This window comes from Actinacidiphila acidipaludis, assembly GCF_019890725.1.
In the GTDB taxonomy this organism is placed as follows: domain Bacteria; phylum Actinomycetota; class Actinomycetes; order Streptomycetales; family Streptomycetaceae; genus Actinacidiphila; species Actinacidiphila acidipaludis.
Genome location: NZ_JAINZZ010000003.1, coordinates 311,315 through 326,051 on the forward strand (window position 1 = coordinate 311,315; position 14,737 = coordinate 326,051).

11 protein-coding genes are annotated in these 14,737 nt (G+C 73.6%); 10 read left to right on the forward strand and 1 reads right to left on the reverse strand.

Going from position 1 to position 14,737, the window contains the following annotated elements; translation table 11 throughout:
- Positions 1 to 206 precede the first annotated feature (206 nt).
- The gene (locus K7862_RS04630; RefSeq protein WP_222960837.1) at positions 207 to 4,082 is read left to right on the forward strand and encodes a glycosyltransferase family 2 protein; all 3,876 of its coding nucleotides are present in this window, start codon (positions 207 to 209) and stop codon (positions 4,080 to 4,082) included.
- The gene (locus tag K7862_RS04635) at positions 4,079 to 5,548 is read left to right on the forward strand and encodes a DUF5719 family protein (RefSeq protein WP_222960839.1); all 1,470 of its coding nucleotides are present in this window, start codon (positions 4,079 to 4,081) and stop codon (positions 5,546 to 5,548) included. Before K7862_RS04630 ends, K7862_RS04635 begins: the two co-directional genes overlap by 4 nt.
- A gap of 70 nt (positions 5,549 to 5,618) precedes the next feature.
- Here K7862_RS04635 and K7862_RS04640 read toward each other — a convergent pair whose 3' ends face one another.
- A complete protein-coding gene (locus tag K7862_RS04640) occupies positions 5,619 to 6,071 on the reverse strand; it encodes a metallopeptidase family protein (RefSeq protein WP_222960841.1) in 453 nt (150 codons plus the stop codon).
- Positions 6,072 to 6,375: 304 nt separating this feature from the next.
- Between K7862_RS04640 and K7862_RS04645 the strand changes: the two genes are divergently transcribed.
- The 8 genes from K7862_RS04645 (at position 6,376) to K7862_RS04680 (ending at position 14,573) form a co-directional block, all read left to right on the forward strand.
- Positions 6,376 to 6,798 carry a DUF3499 domain-containing protein gene (locus K7862_RS04645; RefSeq protein WP_222960923.1) on the forward strand — a complete coding sequence of 141 codons (423 nt, stop codon included), beginning with the start codon at positions 6,376 to 6,378 and terminating at the stop codon, positions 6,796 to 6,798.
- 121 nt (positions 6,799 to 6,919) lie between these two features.
- Positions 6,920 to 8,278: a phosphomannomutase/phosphoglucomutase gene (locus K7862_RS04650; RefSeq protein ID WP_222960844.1), complete on the forward strand. Its 1,359-nt coding sequence runs from the start codon at positions 6,920 to 6,922 to the stop codon at positions 8,276 to 8,278.
- Positions 8,279 to 8,480: 202 nt separating this feature from the next.
- A complete protein-coding gene (locus K7862_RS04655; RefSeq protein ID WP_222960846.1) occupies positions 8,481 to 8,660 on the forward strand; it encodes a Trm112 family protein in 180 nt (59 codons plus the stop codon).
- Positions 8,661 to 8,737: 77 nt separating this feature from the next.
- Positions 8,738 to 9,913 (forward strand): SIS domain-containing protein, encoded by a 1,176-nt coding sequence (locus K7862_RS04660; RefSeq protein ID WP_222960849.1) that lies wholly within the window; start codon positions 8,738 to 8,740, stop codon positions 9,911 to 9,913.
- Positions 9,914 to 9,918: 5 nt separating this feature from the next.
- Positions 9,919 to 11,127, forward strand: a complete 1,209-nt coding sequence (gene manA / locus K7862_RS04665) for a mannose-6-phosphate isomerase, class I (protein WP_222960851.1) — start codon at positions 9,919 to 9,921, stop codon at positions 11,125 to 11,127.
- A 91-nt stretch (positions 11,128 to 11,218) separates the two neighbouring features.
- Positions 11,219 to 12,178 (forward strand): cation diffusion facilitator family transporter, encoded by a 960-nt coding sequence (locus K7862_RS04670; RefSeq protein WP_222960854.1) that lies wholly within the window; start codon positions 11,219 to 11,221, stop codon positions 12,176 to 12,178.
- A 247-nt stretch (positions 12,179 to 12,425) separates the two neighbouring features.
- Positions 12,426 to 13,877, forward strand: a complete 1,452-nt coding sequence (ahcY, locus tag K7862_RS04675) for an adenosylhomocysteinase (protein WP_222960856.1) — start codon at positions 12,426 to 12,428, stop codon at positions 13,875 to 13,877.
- 81 nt (positions 13,878 to 13,958) lie between these two features.
- Positions 13,959 to 14,573 (forward strand): hypothetical protein, encoded by a 615-nt coding sequence (locus K7862_RS04680; protein ID WP_222960858.1) that lies wholly within the window; start codon positions 13,959 to 13,961, stop codon positions 14,571 to 14,573.
- The last annotated feature ends 164 nt before the right edge of the window (positions 14,574 to 14,737 follow it).

Below are 14,737 nucleotides of genomic sequence, written 5' to 3' on the forward strand. Positions count from 1 at the left end.
CCGACGACCGCGCCCGGACGCCGGAATCCCCTGCCGCAGCCCGTGCTGCCCGCCCTCCGGCGGGGCAGGCGGGCTGCCGTTGTTCTCACACCCGGACGGCGCCGGCTGTGTGAGCCGTTAGTGTGGGGGGCCGTCCGAGACGTCCGCCGTGCGCCAGTGCCGCGGCCGCGTCCACCGCAGTCCAGCGAACCGGGGCCCGAACCTCGATGTCCGTGAACAGCCCAGCACCGGCCGCCCATCCGGCCGGCACCCCTGAGTTCCCGCGCCACGTCGTCACCGCGGTGCTCGTCGCCCACGACGGCGCCCGGTGGCTGCGCCAGGCCCTCGACGGGCTGCTCACCCAGGACCGCCCGGTCCAGGACGTCATCGCCGCCGACACCGGCAGCGCCGACGAGTCCGCGCGCCTGCTCGTCGACGCGCTCGGCGACCAGCGTGTGCTGCACCTCGCCCGTCGCACCGGCTTCGGCGCCGCCGTCGACGAGGCCGTGCGCACCGTCCCGGCGCCGACCCCCGAACAACTGCCCTACCTCGCGCCCCACAGCAGTGGCTGGGATCCCGTCAGCCGCACCTGGAACGACGAGCCTTACGACGAGGGGGACCGGCCGCACGGCGAGCCCGTCCAGTGGCTCTGGCTGCTGCACGACGACTGCGAGCCCGACCCCGGCGCCCTCGCCGCGCTGCTGCGAACCGCCGACAGCACGCCGTCCGCGGCGGTCATCGGCCCCAAGCTCCGCTCCTGGTACGACCGCAGGCAGCTGCTGGAGGTCGGCGTCAGCATCGCCAGGAGCGGCCGGCGCTGGACCGGCCTGGAACGCCGCGAGCAGGACCAGGGGCAGCACGACCAGGTGCGCCCGGTGCTGTCGGTGTCCTCCGCGGGCATGCTGGTGCGCCGCGACGTGTGGGAGGAGCTCGGCGGCTTCGACCGCAGGCTCCCCCTGATGCGCGACGACGTCGACTTCTGCTGGCGCGCCCAGGCCGCCGGCCACACCGTCCTGGTGGCCCCCGACGCGGTGCTGCGGCACGCGGAGGCCGCCTCCCGCGAGCGCCGCCCGGTCGACTGCGCGGGCCGCTCCGCGGTCAACCCGCACCGCGTGGACAAGGCCGGCGCGGTCTACACGCTGCTGGCCAACACCCGTGGCCCGCTGCTGCCGTACGTGTTCCTGCGGATCGTCGTCGGCACCATGCTGCGCACCCTCGCGTACCTCGTGGGCAAGGTGCCCGGGCAGGCCGTCGACGAGATCGTCGGCCTGATGAGCGTGCTGCTGCGGCCCGGCCGGCTGCTGGGCGCACGGCAGAGACGCGGGCGCGGGACCGTGCCGCCGTCCGAACTGCGCCCGCTGTTCCCGCCGCCCGGCGCCACCGTCCGCGCCACCGTCGACCAGGTCGTCAGCAACATCGCCGGCCGCGCCGACGCCTCCACCGCCGCCGTCGGCCGCCACGGCGGCGGCGTCGAGTCCGGACCCGGCGACGAGGACGGCGAGTTCCTCGAGGTCGAGCAGTTCGCCCGCCTCAAGCGGCTGGCCCGCAAACCCGGCCCGGTGCTCTTCGCGGTGCTGCTGGTGGTCTCGCTGGCCGCCTGCCGCTCGCTGCTCGGCGGCGGCACGCTCTCCGGCGGCGCCCTGCTGCCGGCCGGCTCCGGCGCCTCCGACCTGTGGGGCAGCTACGCCGGCTCCTGGCATGCCCTCGGCACCGGCGGCACCCAGTCCGCACCCCCCTACCTCGCGGTCCTGGCGCTCTTCGCGACCGTGCTCTTCGGCTCCACCAGCCTCACCCTGACGCTGTTCCTGGTCGCCTCCGTGCCGCTGGCCGGCGTCAGCGCCTACTTCGCCTCGCGGCCGCTCGTCGAGTCGCGGCTGCTGCGGGCCTGGGGCTCGGTCGCCTACGCCTTCCTGCCCGCCGCGACGGGCGCGCTCGCCGGCGGCCGCCTGGGCACCGCCGTCCTGGCCATCCTGCTGCCGCTGATGGCCCGCGCGGCCGTGGCCTACGCCGGGCTGCAGCTCAGCCCGGCCGCGATCGAGCGCGGGGTGCGGCCGGGCTGGCGCTCCACCTGGGCGCTCGCGCTGATGCTCACCTTCACCACCGCCTTCACCCCGGTCACCTGGCTGATCGCCCTGACCCTGGCCGCGGCCGTGCTCGGCTGGCGGCTGGCCACCGGCGCCGCCCAGCTGGTCGTGCCGCACGTGGTGCGCTCGGCCGCCGTCGTCGTCACCCCGCTCGTGCTGCTCGCCCCCTGGTCGCTGACGCTGCTCAGCCACCCCGGGCGCCTGCTCCACGAAGCCGGCCTGGTCTACGGCACCAAGAGCGCCTCCGGCGTCGACCTGCTGCTGCTCAGCCCCGGCGGCCCCAAGGCGTCCGGCGGATTCCTGCTGGTCGGCGTGGTGCTCGCCGCGCTCGCCGCCCTGATGCGCGGCACCCGGCGCACCGCCATCACCGCCGCCTGGGCCGCGGCGCTCGCCGGCCTGCTGTTCGCCGTCGTCGAGAACGGCGAGGACTGGGCGGGACCCGCCACCCTCGTCTACGGTCTCGCCCTGCTGGCCGCCGCCGCCGTCGGCGCGGAGGGCGCCAAGGAGCGCATCGCCGCCAGCGGGTTCGGCTGGCGGCAGCCGGTGGCCGGCCTGATCGCGCTGGCCGCCGTCGCCGCGCCGCTGCTCGCCGCCTTCACCTGGGTCGTGGACGGCGCCAACGGCCCGATCCGGCGCGGCGACCCGCAGCAGGTGCCGGCGTTCGTGGCCGAAGAGGCCACCACCCGCGACCAGCCCCGCACCCTCGTGCTCAACGGCACCCCGGGCGACGTCACCTACGCGCTGGTGCGCGGTTCCGGCGCGCAGATCGGCGACGCGGAACTCGCCGCGGGAGCCCCCGCCGACCCGGCGCTCGACACGGTCGTCGCCAACCTCGTCGCCGGGTCCGGCGCCGACCAGGGCAGCCGGCTCGCCGGCTACGCGATCCGCTACGTGCTGGCGCAGAAGGGCTCGCCGCGCTCCTTCGGCCGCATCCTCGACAGCACGCCCGGGATCTCCCGGGTCAGCCAGACCGACGGCAGCGAACTGTGGCGGGTCGACACGACCGTCTCCCGCATCACCATCACCAGCAACGGCGCCCAGCCGATCGGCGTCCCCTCGGGCCGCGTCGAGGCGCACACCACCGTGCCCTCCGGGCCGTCCGGCCGCGTCCTGCGGCTGGCCGACTCCGCCGCGGCGGGCTGGCACGCCACCCTCGACGGCACCGCGCTCACCCCGACCACGGTGGACGGCTGGGCGCAGGGCTTCGACCTGCCCTCGAGCGGTGGCCGGCTGGACGTCACCTACGAGGAGCCGGTGGCGCACATCGGCTGGCTCGGCGCCCAGGCGTTCCTGCTCCTCCTGACGATCGTGCTGGCCCTGCCGGGCCGCCGCCGCGACGTCGACGACGACCTGCCGGAGGCCGAGGCCCCCGCGGCCGCCATCCCGGCCCAGGCGTCGGGCGAGGGCCGCCGGGCCCGCCGCCTGCAGGCCGCGGCCGAGGCGGAGGCCGCCGCGCAGGCGGCGGAAGGCGACGACGCCCCCGAGGCCGCGGAAGCCGCCGAGGAAGGCGCTCCCGGGGAGGCCGTGCACGCGGCCGCGGGCATGGGCGAACAGACCGCCTACGGCACCGGCGACGGCGCCTACGACCCGTACGCGGCACCGGCCGGCGCCGACTACGGCTACCAGGAGGGCTACGCCGACCCCGCCTACGCCCAGGCCGGCGACCCGTCCGGCCAGTGGGACGGGCAGCAGGGCTACCCCGACCAGAACGCCGGTTACGGCACCGGCCAGGGCACCTACCCCGAGGGTTACGGATACGTCCCGCAGCAGCCCGGCTACGACCCCTACGCCGCCGGTCCCGACGGCGCGCCCGGCTACGGCGGCGAGCAGGGGTACGACGCCCAGGGCGGCTACCCCGGGCAGAACGGCTACCCGGACCAGGGCTACGGCGAGCAGGACCAGTACGGCGAACAGGACGGCTACGGCGAGCAGGGCTACCCCGGGCAGACCGGTCACGGTGACCCGGCCGGCTACTACGCAGAAGGCGACCAGCACCGCGACGGGAGCGACCACCGGTGAACCGCAGCACGATCTCCCTGGCCGGCGCCGTCGTCGCACTCGCCGTCCTCACCGGCGCCGCCTCCCTGACCGGGGGCAGCGACTCCGGCGCGGCGCCCGGTCATGGAGGCGCCTCGGCCGCCCGGCTGCCGGTGCAGCGCACCACGCTGCTGTGCCCGGCGCCCTCGTCCTCGGAGTTCGCCACCACCACCTACACGTCGTTCACGCCGGTCTCCGGCGGGGCCACGGGCGGGAAGGCGTCGCTGGTCCCGGCGGCCCCCAAGGGCAAGCCGATCGCGCCGCTGAGCGCGCCCGGCAAGCCGGTGACGGCGAGCACCGACCAGGCGGACGCCCCGGCGCTCGTCGGGACCGCCGACGGGGCGCTGGCGCCCGGGTGGACCGTCCAGCAGAGCACGGTGGTGGACTCCGGCGCGGCCCGCGGGCTGCTCGGCACCTCCTGCCTGGTGCCGGACAGCGAGTTCTGGTTCGCCGGCGCGAGCACCGCGACCGGCCGTCAGGACTATCTGCACCTGGTCAACCCCGACCAGGCCCCGGCCGTGGTCGACGTCCAGCTCTACGGCAAGGACGGGCAGCTCAAGGCCTCGACCGGCGACGGCATCACGGTGCCGGGCGACAGCTCCGAGCCGGTGCTGCTGTCCACGCTCGTCGCGGACAAGCAGCAGGACCTCACGCTGCACGTGGTGGCGCGCAGCGGCCGGGTCGGCGCGGCCGTCCAGGCCACCGACAGCGGCAAGGGCGCGGACTGGCTGCCGGCGGCCGGCGACCCGGCGACGAGCCTGGTGATGCCGGGCATCCCGTCCGACGCCGGCGACGTGCGCCTGGTCGTCTTCGACCCGGGTTCCGACGACGCGGACCTGACGCTGAAGCTGGCCACGTCCACCGGCTCGATCACCCCGGCCGGGCACGAGACGCTGCACGTCAAGAGCGGGATGACGACCGCGGTGGACCTCGGTGACATCACCAAGGGCGAGGCGGGGTCGCTGCTCATCGGTTCGAGCACCGTGCACAGCGCCGTCCCGGTGGTGGCCGCGCTGCGGGTCACGCGCGGCAAGGGCAGCTCGCAGGATCTGGCCTTCCTGCCCGCGACGGCTCCGGTCGGCAACCGATCCACGGTCGCCGACAACCGGGCCAAGGGCTCGACGCTCGCGCTGACCGCCACTGGCAAGGACACCAGCGTGAAGATCACCTCGTCGGCCGGGACGTCCGGCGGCACGCCGGTGACGAAGACCGTGACCGTCAAGGCGGGCACGACGATGTCGCTGACGCCGCAGGGCCCGGACGGCGGCAAGGGCGCGTTCGCGGTGACCGTGGAGCCCCTGCCGGGCGGCGGCACGCTGTACGCGTCACGGATGCTGGAGCTGCCGCTGAACGGCATTCCGATGTTCACGATCCAGCCGATGCCGGACGACCGGGGGATGGTGTCCGTGCCCAAGGCCGGAGTGCGGCTGCAGATCCTCAACCGCTGAGAAGGCGAGTGGGGAAGCGGGACGGGCGGGCCGGGCGGGACGCGCGGGCCGGAGTGGGGCCGCCCGGGGATCAGTCCTCGCCGTACTTGGGGTCGACGTTCTCCGGGGACAGGCCCAGCAGCTCGGCCACCTGCTCGACGACGACCTCGTGGACCAGCAGGGCCCGCTCGTCGCGGCTCTTGGCGCGGATCTCCACCGGGCGCCGGTAGACCACGATCCGGCTCGGGCGGTCCTTGCCCGCGCCGATCAGCCGGCCCAGCGGCACCGGGTCGCCGTCCGGGGCCGGGCCGTCCTGCGGCCACGGCACCTCCTGGACCGCGAACTCGACATCGGCCAGTTGCGGCCAGCGGCGTTCCAGCCGGTCGGCGGCGTCCCGCACCAGGTCGTCGAAGGCGTCGGCACGGCTGAGGGCGAGCGGCACCTGCGGGGGCGCGATGGGTCCGCGCATCCCGCGCCCATGGCGGTCGCGGTGACGCGGACGCGGTGCGGGTGGGGTCGGTGGGGTGGGTGCCGAGCTGTCCATCGAGGTGAGCCTAGTCCTGTGAGCAGGCACGTACAGCACGGGATCACGCCCTTGTCCGCCAAAGGGCGAAGCGTGGCCCCTTTGCCGCCCGGCGGTGCGGGCCTTGGGATCGCATCAGGCCAGGAATATGACGGAAATACGCCACTTATACGCCACTCGGTGACCGAACGCGTCGCTCTGGGGACAGGTCGACGCCGCGTTACCGAGGGTAGCCGGATCGGGGGTGCCGATCGTAGGCGCAGGTCAGCCCCCAGGGGCCGGATCGATCGATTCCGGACACGGATCGGCGACACGAGCGGGTGACCTGCCGGAGAGTCGTCGCGGCCCGCTCAAGAGTGCGGTACCGTCCAACGTCGTGAGCCCTGTACGTCGCTGTTCGCGCACCGCTTGCGGCCGCCCCGCCGTCGCGACGCTGACGTACGTCTACGCGGACTCCACGGCCGTTCTCGGCCCTCTCGCTACCTACGCGGAACCCCACTGCTACGACCTGTGCTCCGAGCACTCCGAGCGCCTCACCGCGCCCCGGGGCTGGGAAGTCGTACGGCTGGCCACGGACTCCGGTCCGGTGCGGCCCAGCGGCGACGACCTGGAGGCACTCGCCAACGCCGTGCGCGAGGCGGCCCGGCCGCAGGAACGCGCCGCCGGCGGCGGAGCGGCCCGGGACATCGACCCGATGGAGGTCGCCCGGCGCGGCCATCTGCGGGTGCTGCGGTCCCCCGAGTCCTGAGCCGGCGACCCGCCGCGGGCACTGCGGCTCCCGGCAGGGGGTCCCGCTTCGGTAGGTTGTGGCTGCTTCGGGGTGCGAGACGCCTCCCCGACCTTCCGAACACGTGCAACAGAGGTGCGAAGTGGCCGATTTGTCGCAGATCGTCAAGGCCTACGATGTGCGCGGCGTCGTGCCCGACCAGTGGGACGAGCCGCTCGCCGAGATCTTCGGCGCCGCCTTCGCGGCCGTCACCGAGGCGACCGCCGTGGTGGTCGGCCACGACATGCGGCCCTCGTCGCCCGGGCTGTCCCGGGCCTTCGCGCGCGGCGCCGCCTCGCGTGGCGCCGACGTCACCGAGATCGGCCTTTGCTCCACCGACGAGCTGTACTTCGCCAGCGGCCGGCTGGGCCTGCCCGGCGCGATGTTCACCGCGAGCCACAACCCGGCGCAGTACAACGGGATCAAGATGTGCCGCGCGGGCGCCGCGCCCATCGGCCAGGACACCGGGCTCTCCGAGATCCGCGAGCTCGCCGAGAAGTGGGCCGAGACCGGAGTGCCCGCCACCGGCGCGACCCCGGGCGCCATCGGTGCCCGCGACGTGCTCGCCGACTACGCGGGATTCCTGCGCTCCCTCGTCGACCTGTCCGGCATCAGGCCGCTGAAGGTCGTCGTGGACGCCGGCAACGGCATGGGCGGCCACACCGTCCCCACCGTCCTCGACGGGCTGCCGGTCGAGCTGGTGCCCATGTACTTCGAACTCGACGGCACCTTCCCCAACCACGAGGCCAACCCGCTCGACCCGGCGAACCTGGTCGACCTGCAGGCCCGGGTGCGCGAGACGGGCGCCGACATCGGCCTGGCCTTCGACGGCGACGCCGACCGCTGCTTCGCCGTCGACGAGCGCGGCGAACCCGTCTCCCCGTCCGCCGTCACCGCCCTGGTCGCCGCCCGCGAACTGGCCAAGAACCCGGGCGCCACGATCATCCACAACCTGATCACGTCGTGGTCGGTGCCCGAGGTCGTCGCCGAGCACGGCGGCAGGACCGTGCGCACCCGCGTCGGGCACTCGTTCATCAAGCAGGAGATGGCCGCCTCCGGGGCCGTCTTCGGCGGCGAGCACTCCGCGCACTACTACTTCCGCGACTTCTGGAACGCCGACACCGGCATGCTCGCCGCTCTGCACCTGCTCGCGGCGCTCGGCGCGCAGGACGGGCCGCTGTCCGAACTGGTCGCCGCGTACGACCGGTACGCGGCCTCCGGCGAGATCAACAGCACCGTCGCCGACCAGGGCGCCAGCACCGCGGCCGTGCGGGCCGCGTTCACCGGGCGCGAGGGCGTCGCCTTCGACGAACTCGACGGCCTCACCGTCACCGGCGCCGACTGGTGGTTCAACCTCCGCGCCTCCAACACCGAACCGCTGCTGCGGCTCAACGTCGAGGCCCGCGACGCCGCCACCGTCGCCCGCGTCCGGGACGAGGTCCTGGGGATCGTGCGGGCCTGATCCACGGCGATAGGCTGAGGGCACGGAGAGAAGGCCACCGGTACGGCGGGCGGCTCGCCGGCACGTACCCGGCCGTCGCGGTGACGGCCGCGTGCGACCCGGGGCATCCGCCCGGGGCGCCGGCGGCCAGGCGCCGCCCGCCGGCCGCACGGTCCTGAACCTCCCCGCAGCACACCGCCCACACCGTCCGGAGGACCTCGCAATGCCGCTCGTCGAACCCAGCCTGCTGGAGATCCTCGCCTGCCCGGCCTGCCACGCGCCGCTGCGTGAGGACGCCGAGGCGAGCGAACTCGTCTGCACCTCCGACACCTGCGGACTGGCGTACCCCGTGCGGGACGAGATCCCCGTGCTGCTCGTCGACGAGGCCCGCCGCCCCTCCTGACCGGATCCTCGACCGGGCCGCACGAACCGGGCCCTGGCTGACAAGGCCGCCAGGCCGTATCCGACCGGGAGGTCGCAGTGTTCGACGAGTCCCTGCTGGAGGACCCGGACGCCCTCGCCCGCGCCGACGTCCGCGGGCTGCTGCGCGGCGTCGCCGCCGCCGGAGCCCGGGTGCGCACCGCGCTGCGGCTCGCCGAGGAGGCGGGCGTGGCGGAGCTGCGGCCCGACGGACGCCCCCGCACCCTGCTGATCGCCGGCAGCGGTCCCGAGGCCGCCGCCGTCGCCGACCTGCTCGGCGCGCTCTGCTCCGGCACCTGCCCGGTCGAACTCCTCCGCCCCACCGGTCCGACCCCCGAGCAGTCCCGCTGGACCCTGCCCGGCTGGGCCGGCCCGCTGGACCTGCTGCTCCTGCTCACCACACAGGGCACCGAGCAGGGCCTGACCGACCTGATCGAGCAGGCCTACCGGCGTGGCTGCACCGCATGCGCCGTCGCCCCCGCCGGCGCGCCCGTCGCCGACGCCGTGGGCCAAGTGCGCGGCATGGCACTGCCCTTCGCCTCCGACGCCAACCAGGCCGCCGCACCCACCTGGGGCGCGCCCGCCCCCGGCACCGGGCAGCCGCAGACCACCAACGGCCGGGTCTCCGACACCGGCGCGTTCTGGGCGCTGCTCACCCCGCTGCTCGTGCTGACCGACCGGCTCGGCATCCTCAGCGCGCCCACCTCGGCCCTGCACGGCGTGGCCGACCGGCTCGACGAGGTGGCCGCCCGCTGCGGCCCCGCCATCGCCACCTACACCAACCCCGCCAAGACGCTCGCCGCCGAACTCGACGAGACGCTCCCGCTGTTGTGGAGCCAGGGACGGATCGCGGCGGCCGGCGCGCGCCGTTTCGCCACCGTGCTGGCCACCCACGCCGGGCGGCCCGCGCTCGCCGCCGAACTCCCGGCGGCACTCACCGTGCACGGCCCTCTCCAGGAGAGCGCCCGCACCCTGGCCGCCGACCCCGACGACTTCTTCCGCGACCGGGTCGAGGACCCCGGTGGTCTGCGACTGCGGATCGTGCTGCTCCAGGAGACCGCCGACCAGGGCGGATCGGCCGCCCCCGCGGCCCGCGAGCAGGCCTACGCCCACGACACGCCGCTCAGCGAGATCTCCGCCGCCGACGGCACCCCCCTGGACACCGCGGCGGAACTCCTCGCCGTGACGGATTTCGCCGCCGCCTACCTGGCCGTTGCTTCGACCGAGAGACCATGACCGGCATGAATCGCCTGACCAACACCATCCGCCCCTACGCCTGGGGCTCCACCACCGCCATCCCCGAGCTCCTAGGCACCGAGCCCACCGGCGAACCCCAGGCCGAACTGTGGATGGGCGCCCACCCCGGCGCACCCTCCCGCATCGACCGCGGCAGCGGCCTCGTCCCCCTGGACACCGTCATCGCCGCCGACCCCGTCGCCGAACTCGGCGAGGCCACGGTCAAGCGGTTCGGCCCCACCCTGCCCTTCCTCCTCAAGGTGCTCGCCGCCGGCGCGCCCCTGTCCGTCCAGGTCCACCCCGACCTCCCCCAGGCCAAGGCCGGCTTCGCGGACGAGGAGGCCCGGGGCGTCCCGATCGACGCCCCGCACCGCAACTACAAGGACGCCAACCACAAGCCCGAGATGATCGTCGCGCTCTCGCCGTTCGACGGGCTGTGCGGCTTCCGCCGGCCCACCGAGGCCGCCGACCTCATCGAGGCCCTCGGCGTCGACAGCCTCGCGCCCTACGTCGACATCCTGCGCGCCCAGCCCGAGGACCAGGCCCTGCGCGAGGTCCTGGCGGCCGTGCTCGGCGCCGACCCCGAGGCCATCGCCTCGACCGTGCACGCCGCCACCGAGGCCGCCGCCCGCCTGGCCGCCGACCCCGCCACCCCGTACGCGGCCGACTACGCCGCCTACGCCAAGGCCGCGCACAGCTTCCCCGGCGACCGCGGCATCATCGCCGCGATGCTGCTGAACCACGTACGGCTCCAGCCCGGCGAGGCGCTCTACCTGGGCGCCGGAGTACCGCACGCCTACCTCGACGGCCTCGGCGTCGAGATCATGGCCAACTCCGACAACGTTCTCCGCTGCGGTCTCACCCCCAAGCACATCGACGTTCCCGAACTCCTGCGCATCGTCCGCTTCGAGGCGGCCGACCCCGGAGTGCTCCGTCCCGAGGCCGCTCCCGACGGCGAGGAGCTCTACCCCGCGCCCATCGACGAGTTCCGCCTCTCCCGGTACGTCGTCGCCCCCGGCGCCGACCCCCGCACCCTGGACTCCGCCACACCGCAGATCCTGCTGTGCACCAGCGGGACCGTGCGCCTGGAGGACCTCGGCGAGAGCGGCACCGTCCTCAGCCTGGCCCGCGGCGAGTCCGCGTACGTCCCGGCCGGCGGCCGCACCCGGCTGGACGGCGACGGCACCCTCTTCAGGGCCACCGTGGCAGCCTGAGGTACCGCCAACCGACCCGGCTGCAAGAATGTCCGTCCGTCGCGTCCGTAAAGGCGCGGCAAAGCGGACGACGAAGGGACCAGCAGCACCTATGAGCGCCTCAGGCGGAACCAGGGCCATCGTCGCGGCGCTCAGCGCCAACCTCGCGATCGCCGTATCCAAGTTCGTGGCCTTCGCGTTCAGCGGTTCCTCGTCCATGCTCGCCGAAGGGGTGCACTCCCTCGCGGACTCCGGCAACCAGGCCCTGCTGCTCATCGGCGGCAAGAAGGCCAAGCGCGCCGCCAGCGAGGACCACCCCTTCGGCTACGGCCGTGAGCGGTACGTCTACGCCTTCCTGGTGTCCATCGTCCTGTTCTCCGTCGGCGGCATGTTCGCCCTCTACGAGGGCTACGAGAAGATCCGCCACCCGCACCCCATCGAGCACTGGTACTGGCCCGTGGGCGTCCTGATCTTCGCGATCCTCGCCGAAGGCTCCTCCTTCCGCACCGCCGTCAAGGAGTCGAACCACACCCGCGGCTCGCTCTCCTGGGTCGAGTACATCCGCCGGGCCAAGGCCCCCGAACTGCCCGTCGTCCTCCTCGAGGACTTCGGTGCCCTCATCGGTCTCGCCCTCGCCCTGGCCGGCGTCGGCATCTCCCTGGCCACCGACAGCGGGGTCTGGGACGGCATCGGCACCCTGTGCATCGGCACCCTCCTCATCTGCATCGCCCTGGTCCTCGCCGCGGAGACCAAGTCCCTGCTCATCGGCGAGGGCGCCGGCCCCGAATCGCTGGACCGGATCCGCGCCGCGATGGTCGACGACGACACCGTCACCGGCGTCATCCACATGCGCACCCTCCACCTCGGCCCCGAGGAACTGCTGGTGGCCGCCAAGATCGCGGTCCGGCACGACGACACCGCGGCCGAGGTCGCCCGCGCCATCGACGCCGCCGAGGAGCGCATCCGCGCCGCCGAGCCGTTCGCCCGGGTGATCTACCTCGAGCCCGACATCTACAGCGAGGCGGCGGCCGCGGCGGGCCCCGACCCCGACCAGACTCCCGGCGGACGCTGACCCGACGGCCGCTCGAGCCGTACTGGGGCTGACGGGTCGGTCGGTGTAGATTCGTTCGTAGCCAGACGTCGCTGCTGATGGCGGTCGGGCGGTCACAGCACGATGACCGGCCGAGGGAGAGAGGGCCTCCGACGGATTGCGCTGCCGCACTGGGACAGGTGTGTCCGCATGACGAGGCACTCCCCGCCGTCCCGTGGCCGCGCGCTATCCCTGTCCGACGCGAATCCAACCGCGAGGAGCAGCACGCATGACCCTCACCGCCACCGACTTCAAGGTCGCGGACCTGTCCCTGGCCGCCTTCGGCCGCAAGGAGATCACCCTCGCCGAGCACGAGATGCCCGGCCTGATGGCTCTGCGCAAGGAGTATGCCGACGCCCAGCCGCTGGCCGGCGCGCGCATCACCGGCTCCCTGCACATGACCGTGCAGACGGCCGTGCTCATCGAGACCCTCGTCGCCCTCGGCGCGCAGGTCCGATGGGCCTCCTGCAACATCTTCTCCACCCAGGACCACGCGGCGGCGGCCATCGCCGTCGGCCCGAACGGCACCCCCGAGGCGCCGCAGGGCGTCCCGGTCTTCGCCTGGAAGGGCGAGACGCTGGACGAGTACTGGTGGTGCACCGAGCAGGCGCTGACCTGGCCCGGCGTCCCCACCGGCGGCCCGAACATGATCCTCGACGACGGTGGTGACGCCACCCTCCTGGTCCACAAGGGCGTCGAGTTCGAGAAGGCCGGTTCCGTCCCGGCCACCAGCGCCGACGACAGCGAGGAGTACGGGGTCATCCTGGGCCTGCTCCGCCGCACCCTCGGTGAGAACCCGCAGAAGTGGACGCAGCTGGCCTCCGAGATCCGCGGCGTGACCGAGGAGACCACGACCGGCGTGCACCGTCTCTACGAGATGCAGCAGGCCGGCTCGCTGCTGTTCCCGGCGATCAACGTCAACGACGCGGTCACCAAGTCGAAGTTCGACAACAAGTACGGCTGTCGCCACTCCCTCGTCGACGGCATCAACCGCGCCACCGACGTCCTCATCGGCGGCAAGGTCGCCGTGGTCTGCGGCTACGGCGACGTCGGCAAGGGATGCGCCGAGTCGCTCCGCGGCCAGGGCGCCCGCGTCATCATCACCGAGATCGACCCGATCTGCGCCCTGCAGGCCGCGATGGACGGCTACCAGGTCGCCCGGCTCGAGGACGTCGTCGAGACCGCCGACATCTTCATCACCACCACCGGCAACCGGGACATCATCCTGGCCGCCGACATGGAGCGGATGAAGCACCAGGCGATCGTCGGCAACATCGGCCACTTCGACAACGAGATCGACATGGCCGGGCTCGCGAAGATCCCCGGCATCGTCAAGGACGAGGTCAAGCCGCAGGTCCACACCTGGACCTTCGCCGACGGCAAGAAGATCATCGTGCTGTCCGAGGGCCGTCTGCTCAACCTGGGCAACGCGACCGGCCACCCGTCGTTCGTGATGTCCAACTCCTTCACGGACCAGACGCTCGCTCAGATCGAACTCTTCACGAAGCCCGAGGAGTACCCGATCGGCGTCTACGTCCTGCCCAAGCACCTGGACGAGAAGGTCGCCCGCCTCCACCTGGACTCCCTCGGCGTCCGGCTCACCACGCTCCGCCCGGAGCAGGCGTCCTACATCGGCGTCGAGGTCGAGGGCCCGTACAAGTCGGACCACTACCGCTACTGAGCAGCGGCGCACCAGCCCACCGCGCAACGGCCCCCGTCTCGCCCGCGAGGCGGGGGCCTCGCCGAACCCCGAGACCACACGATGCCCCGCGGCCGCTACTCGTTCCACGACACCCACGACCACACCCCCCTCGGTGAAGAACACTTCCACTGCGCCACCGGCCCTTCCGGCTGGCGCTACACCGCGCTGACCATGTCGCCCGAAGGTGACCACGCGGGATCCGTCGACCTGACGATCGACGCCCTGGGCCGCCCCATCCGGCTCGAACTGCACGCCGGCGGCTGGCAGGTACGAGGTGCCGCACTCGACGGTGTCACCTGGGTTCGCACCGATCCGGCCGGCGAGCAGGCACAGGAAGGGAACGTGCCCGCGCACGGGTTCACCGGTGCCTCGCCCGCGTTCTTGATCGCCACCGCGCGGCTCCTGCGCCTGGAACCCGGAGCCCCCGCCGTGCGCGTACGTCTCGTCTCATTCCAGCCCCCCGTGCTCGCCCCGCTGACCGTCGACCAGTCGTGGTCGTTGATCACCAGGACAGCACATCCGACGGACAGCGGTTCGCTGCCTGTGGATAACTTCCGCGTGGCCGACCGCGCCACCGGGGACCAGTACGACGTTCACATCGCCGGCGACGTCGTCCTCGCGGCGCCCGGCATCGAGCTGGAGGATCTGGAGTCCCCGCCGTCCAGCTTCGCCTGATTTGACGTCCCCCGGTCGGGGAGGTAGGTTTGGATAGTTGTCACGAACCGGGCGGGACGTCCGGGGCGGGCACGGAAGATCATTGCTACTTCGTCTGTCGAAGACACCAACCGCCGAATCCGAGAGAAATCTCTGGTCGGCTAGACGTGTCCCCGAAAGTCGGG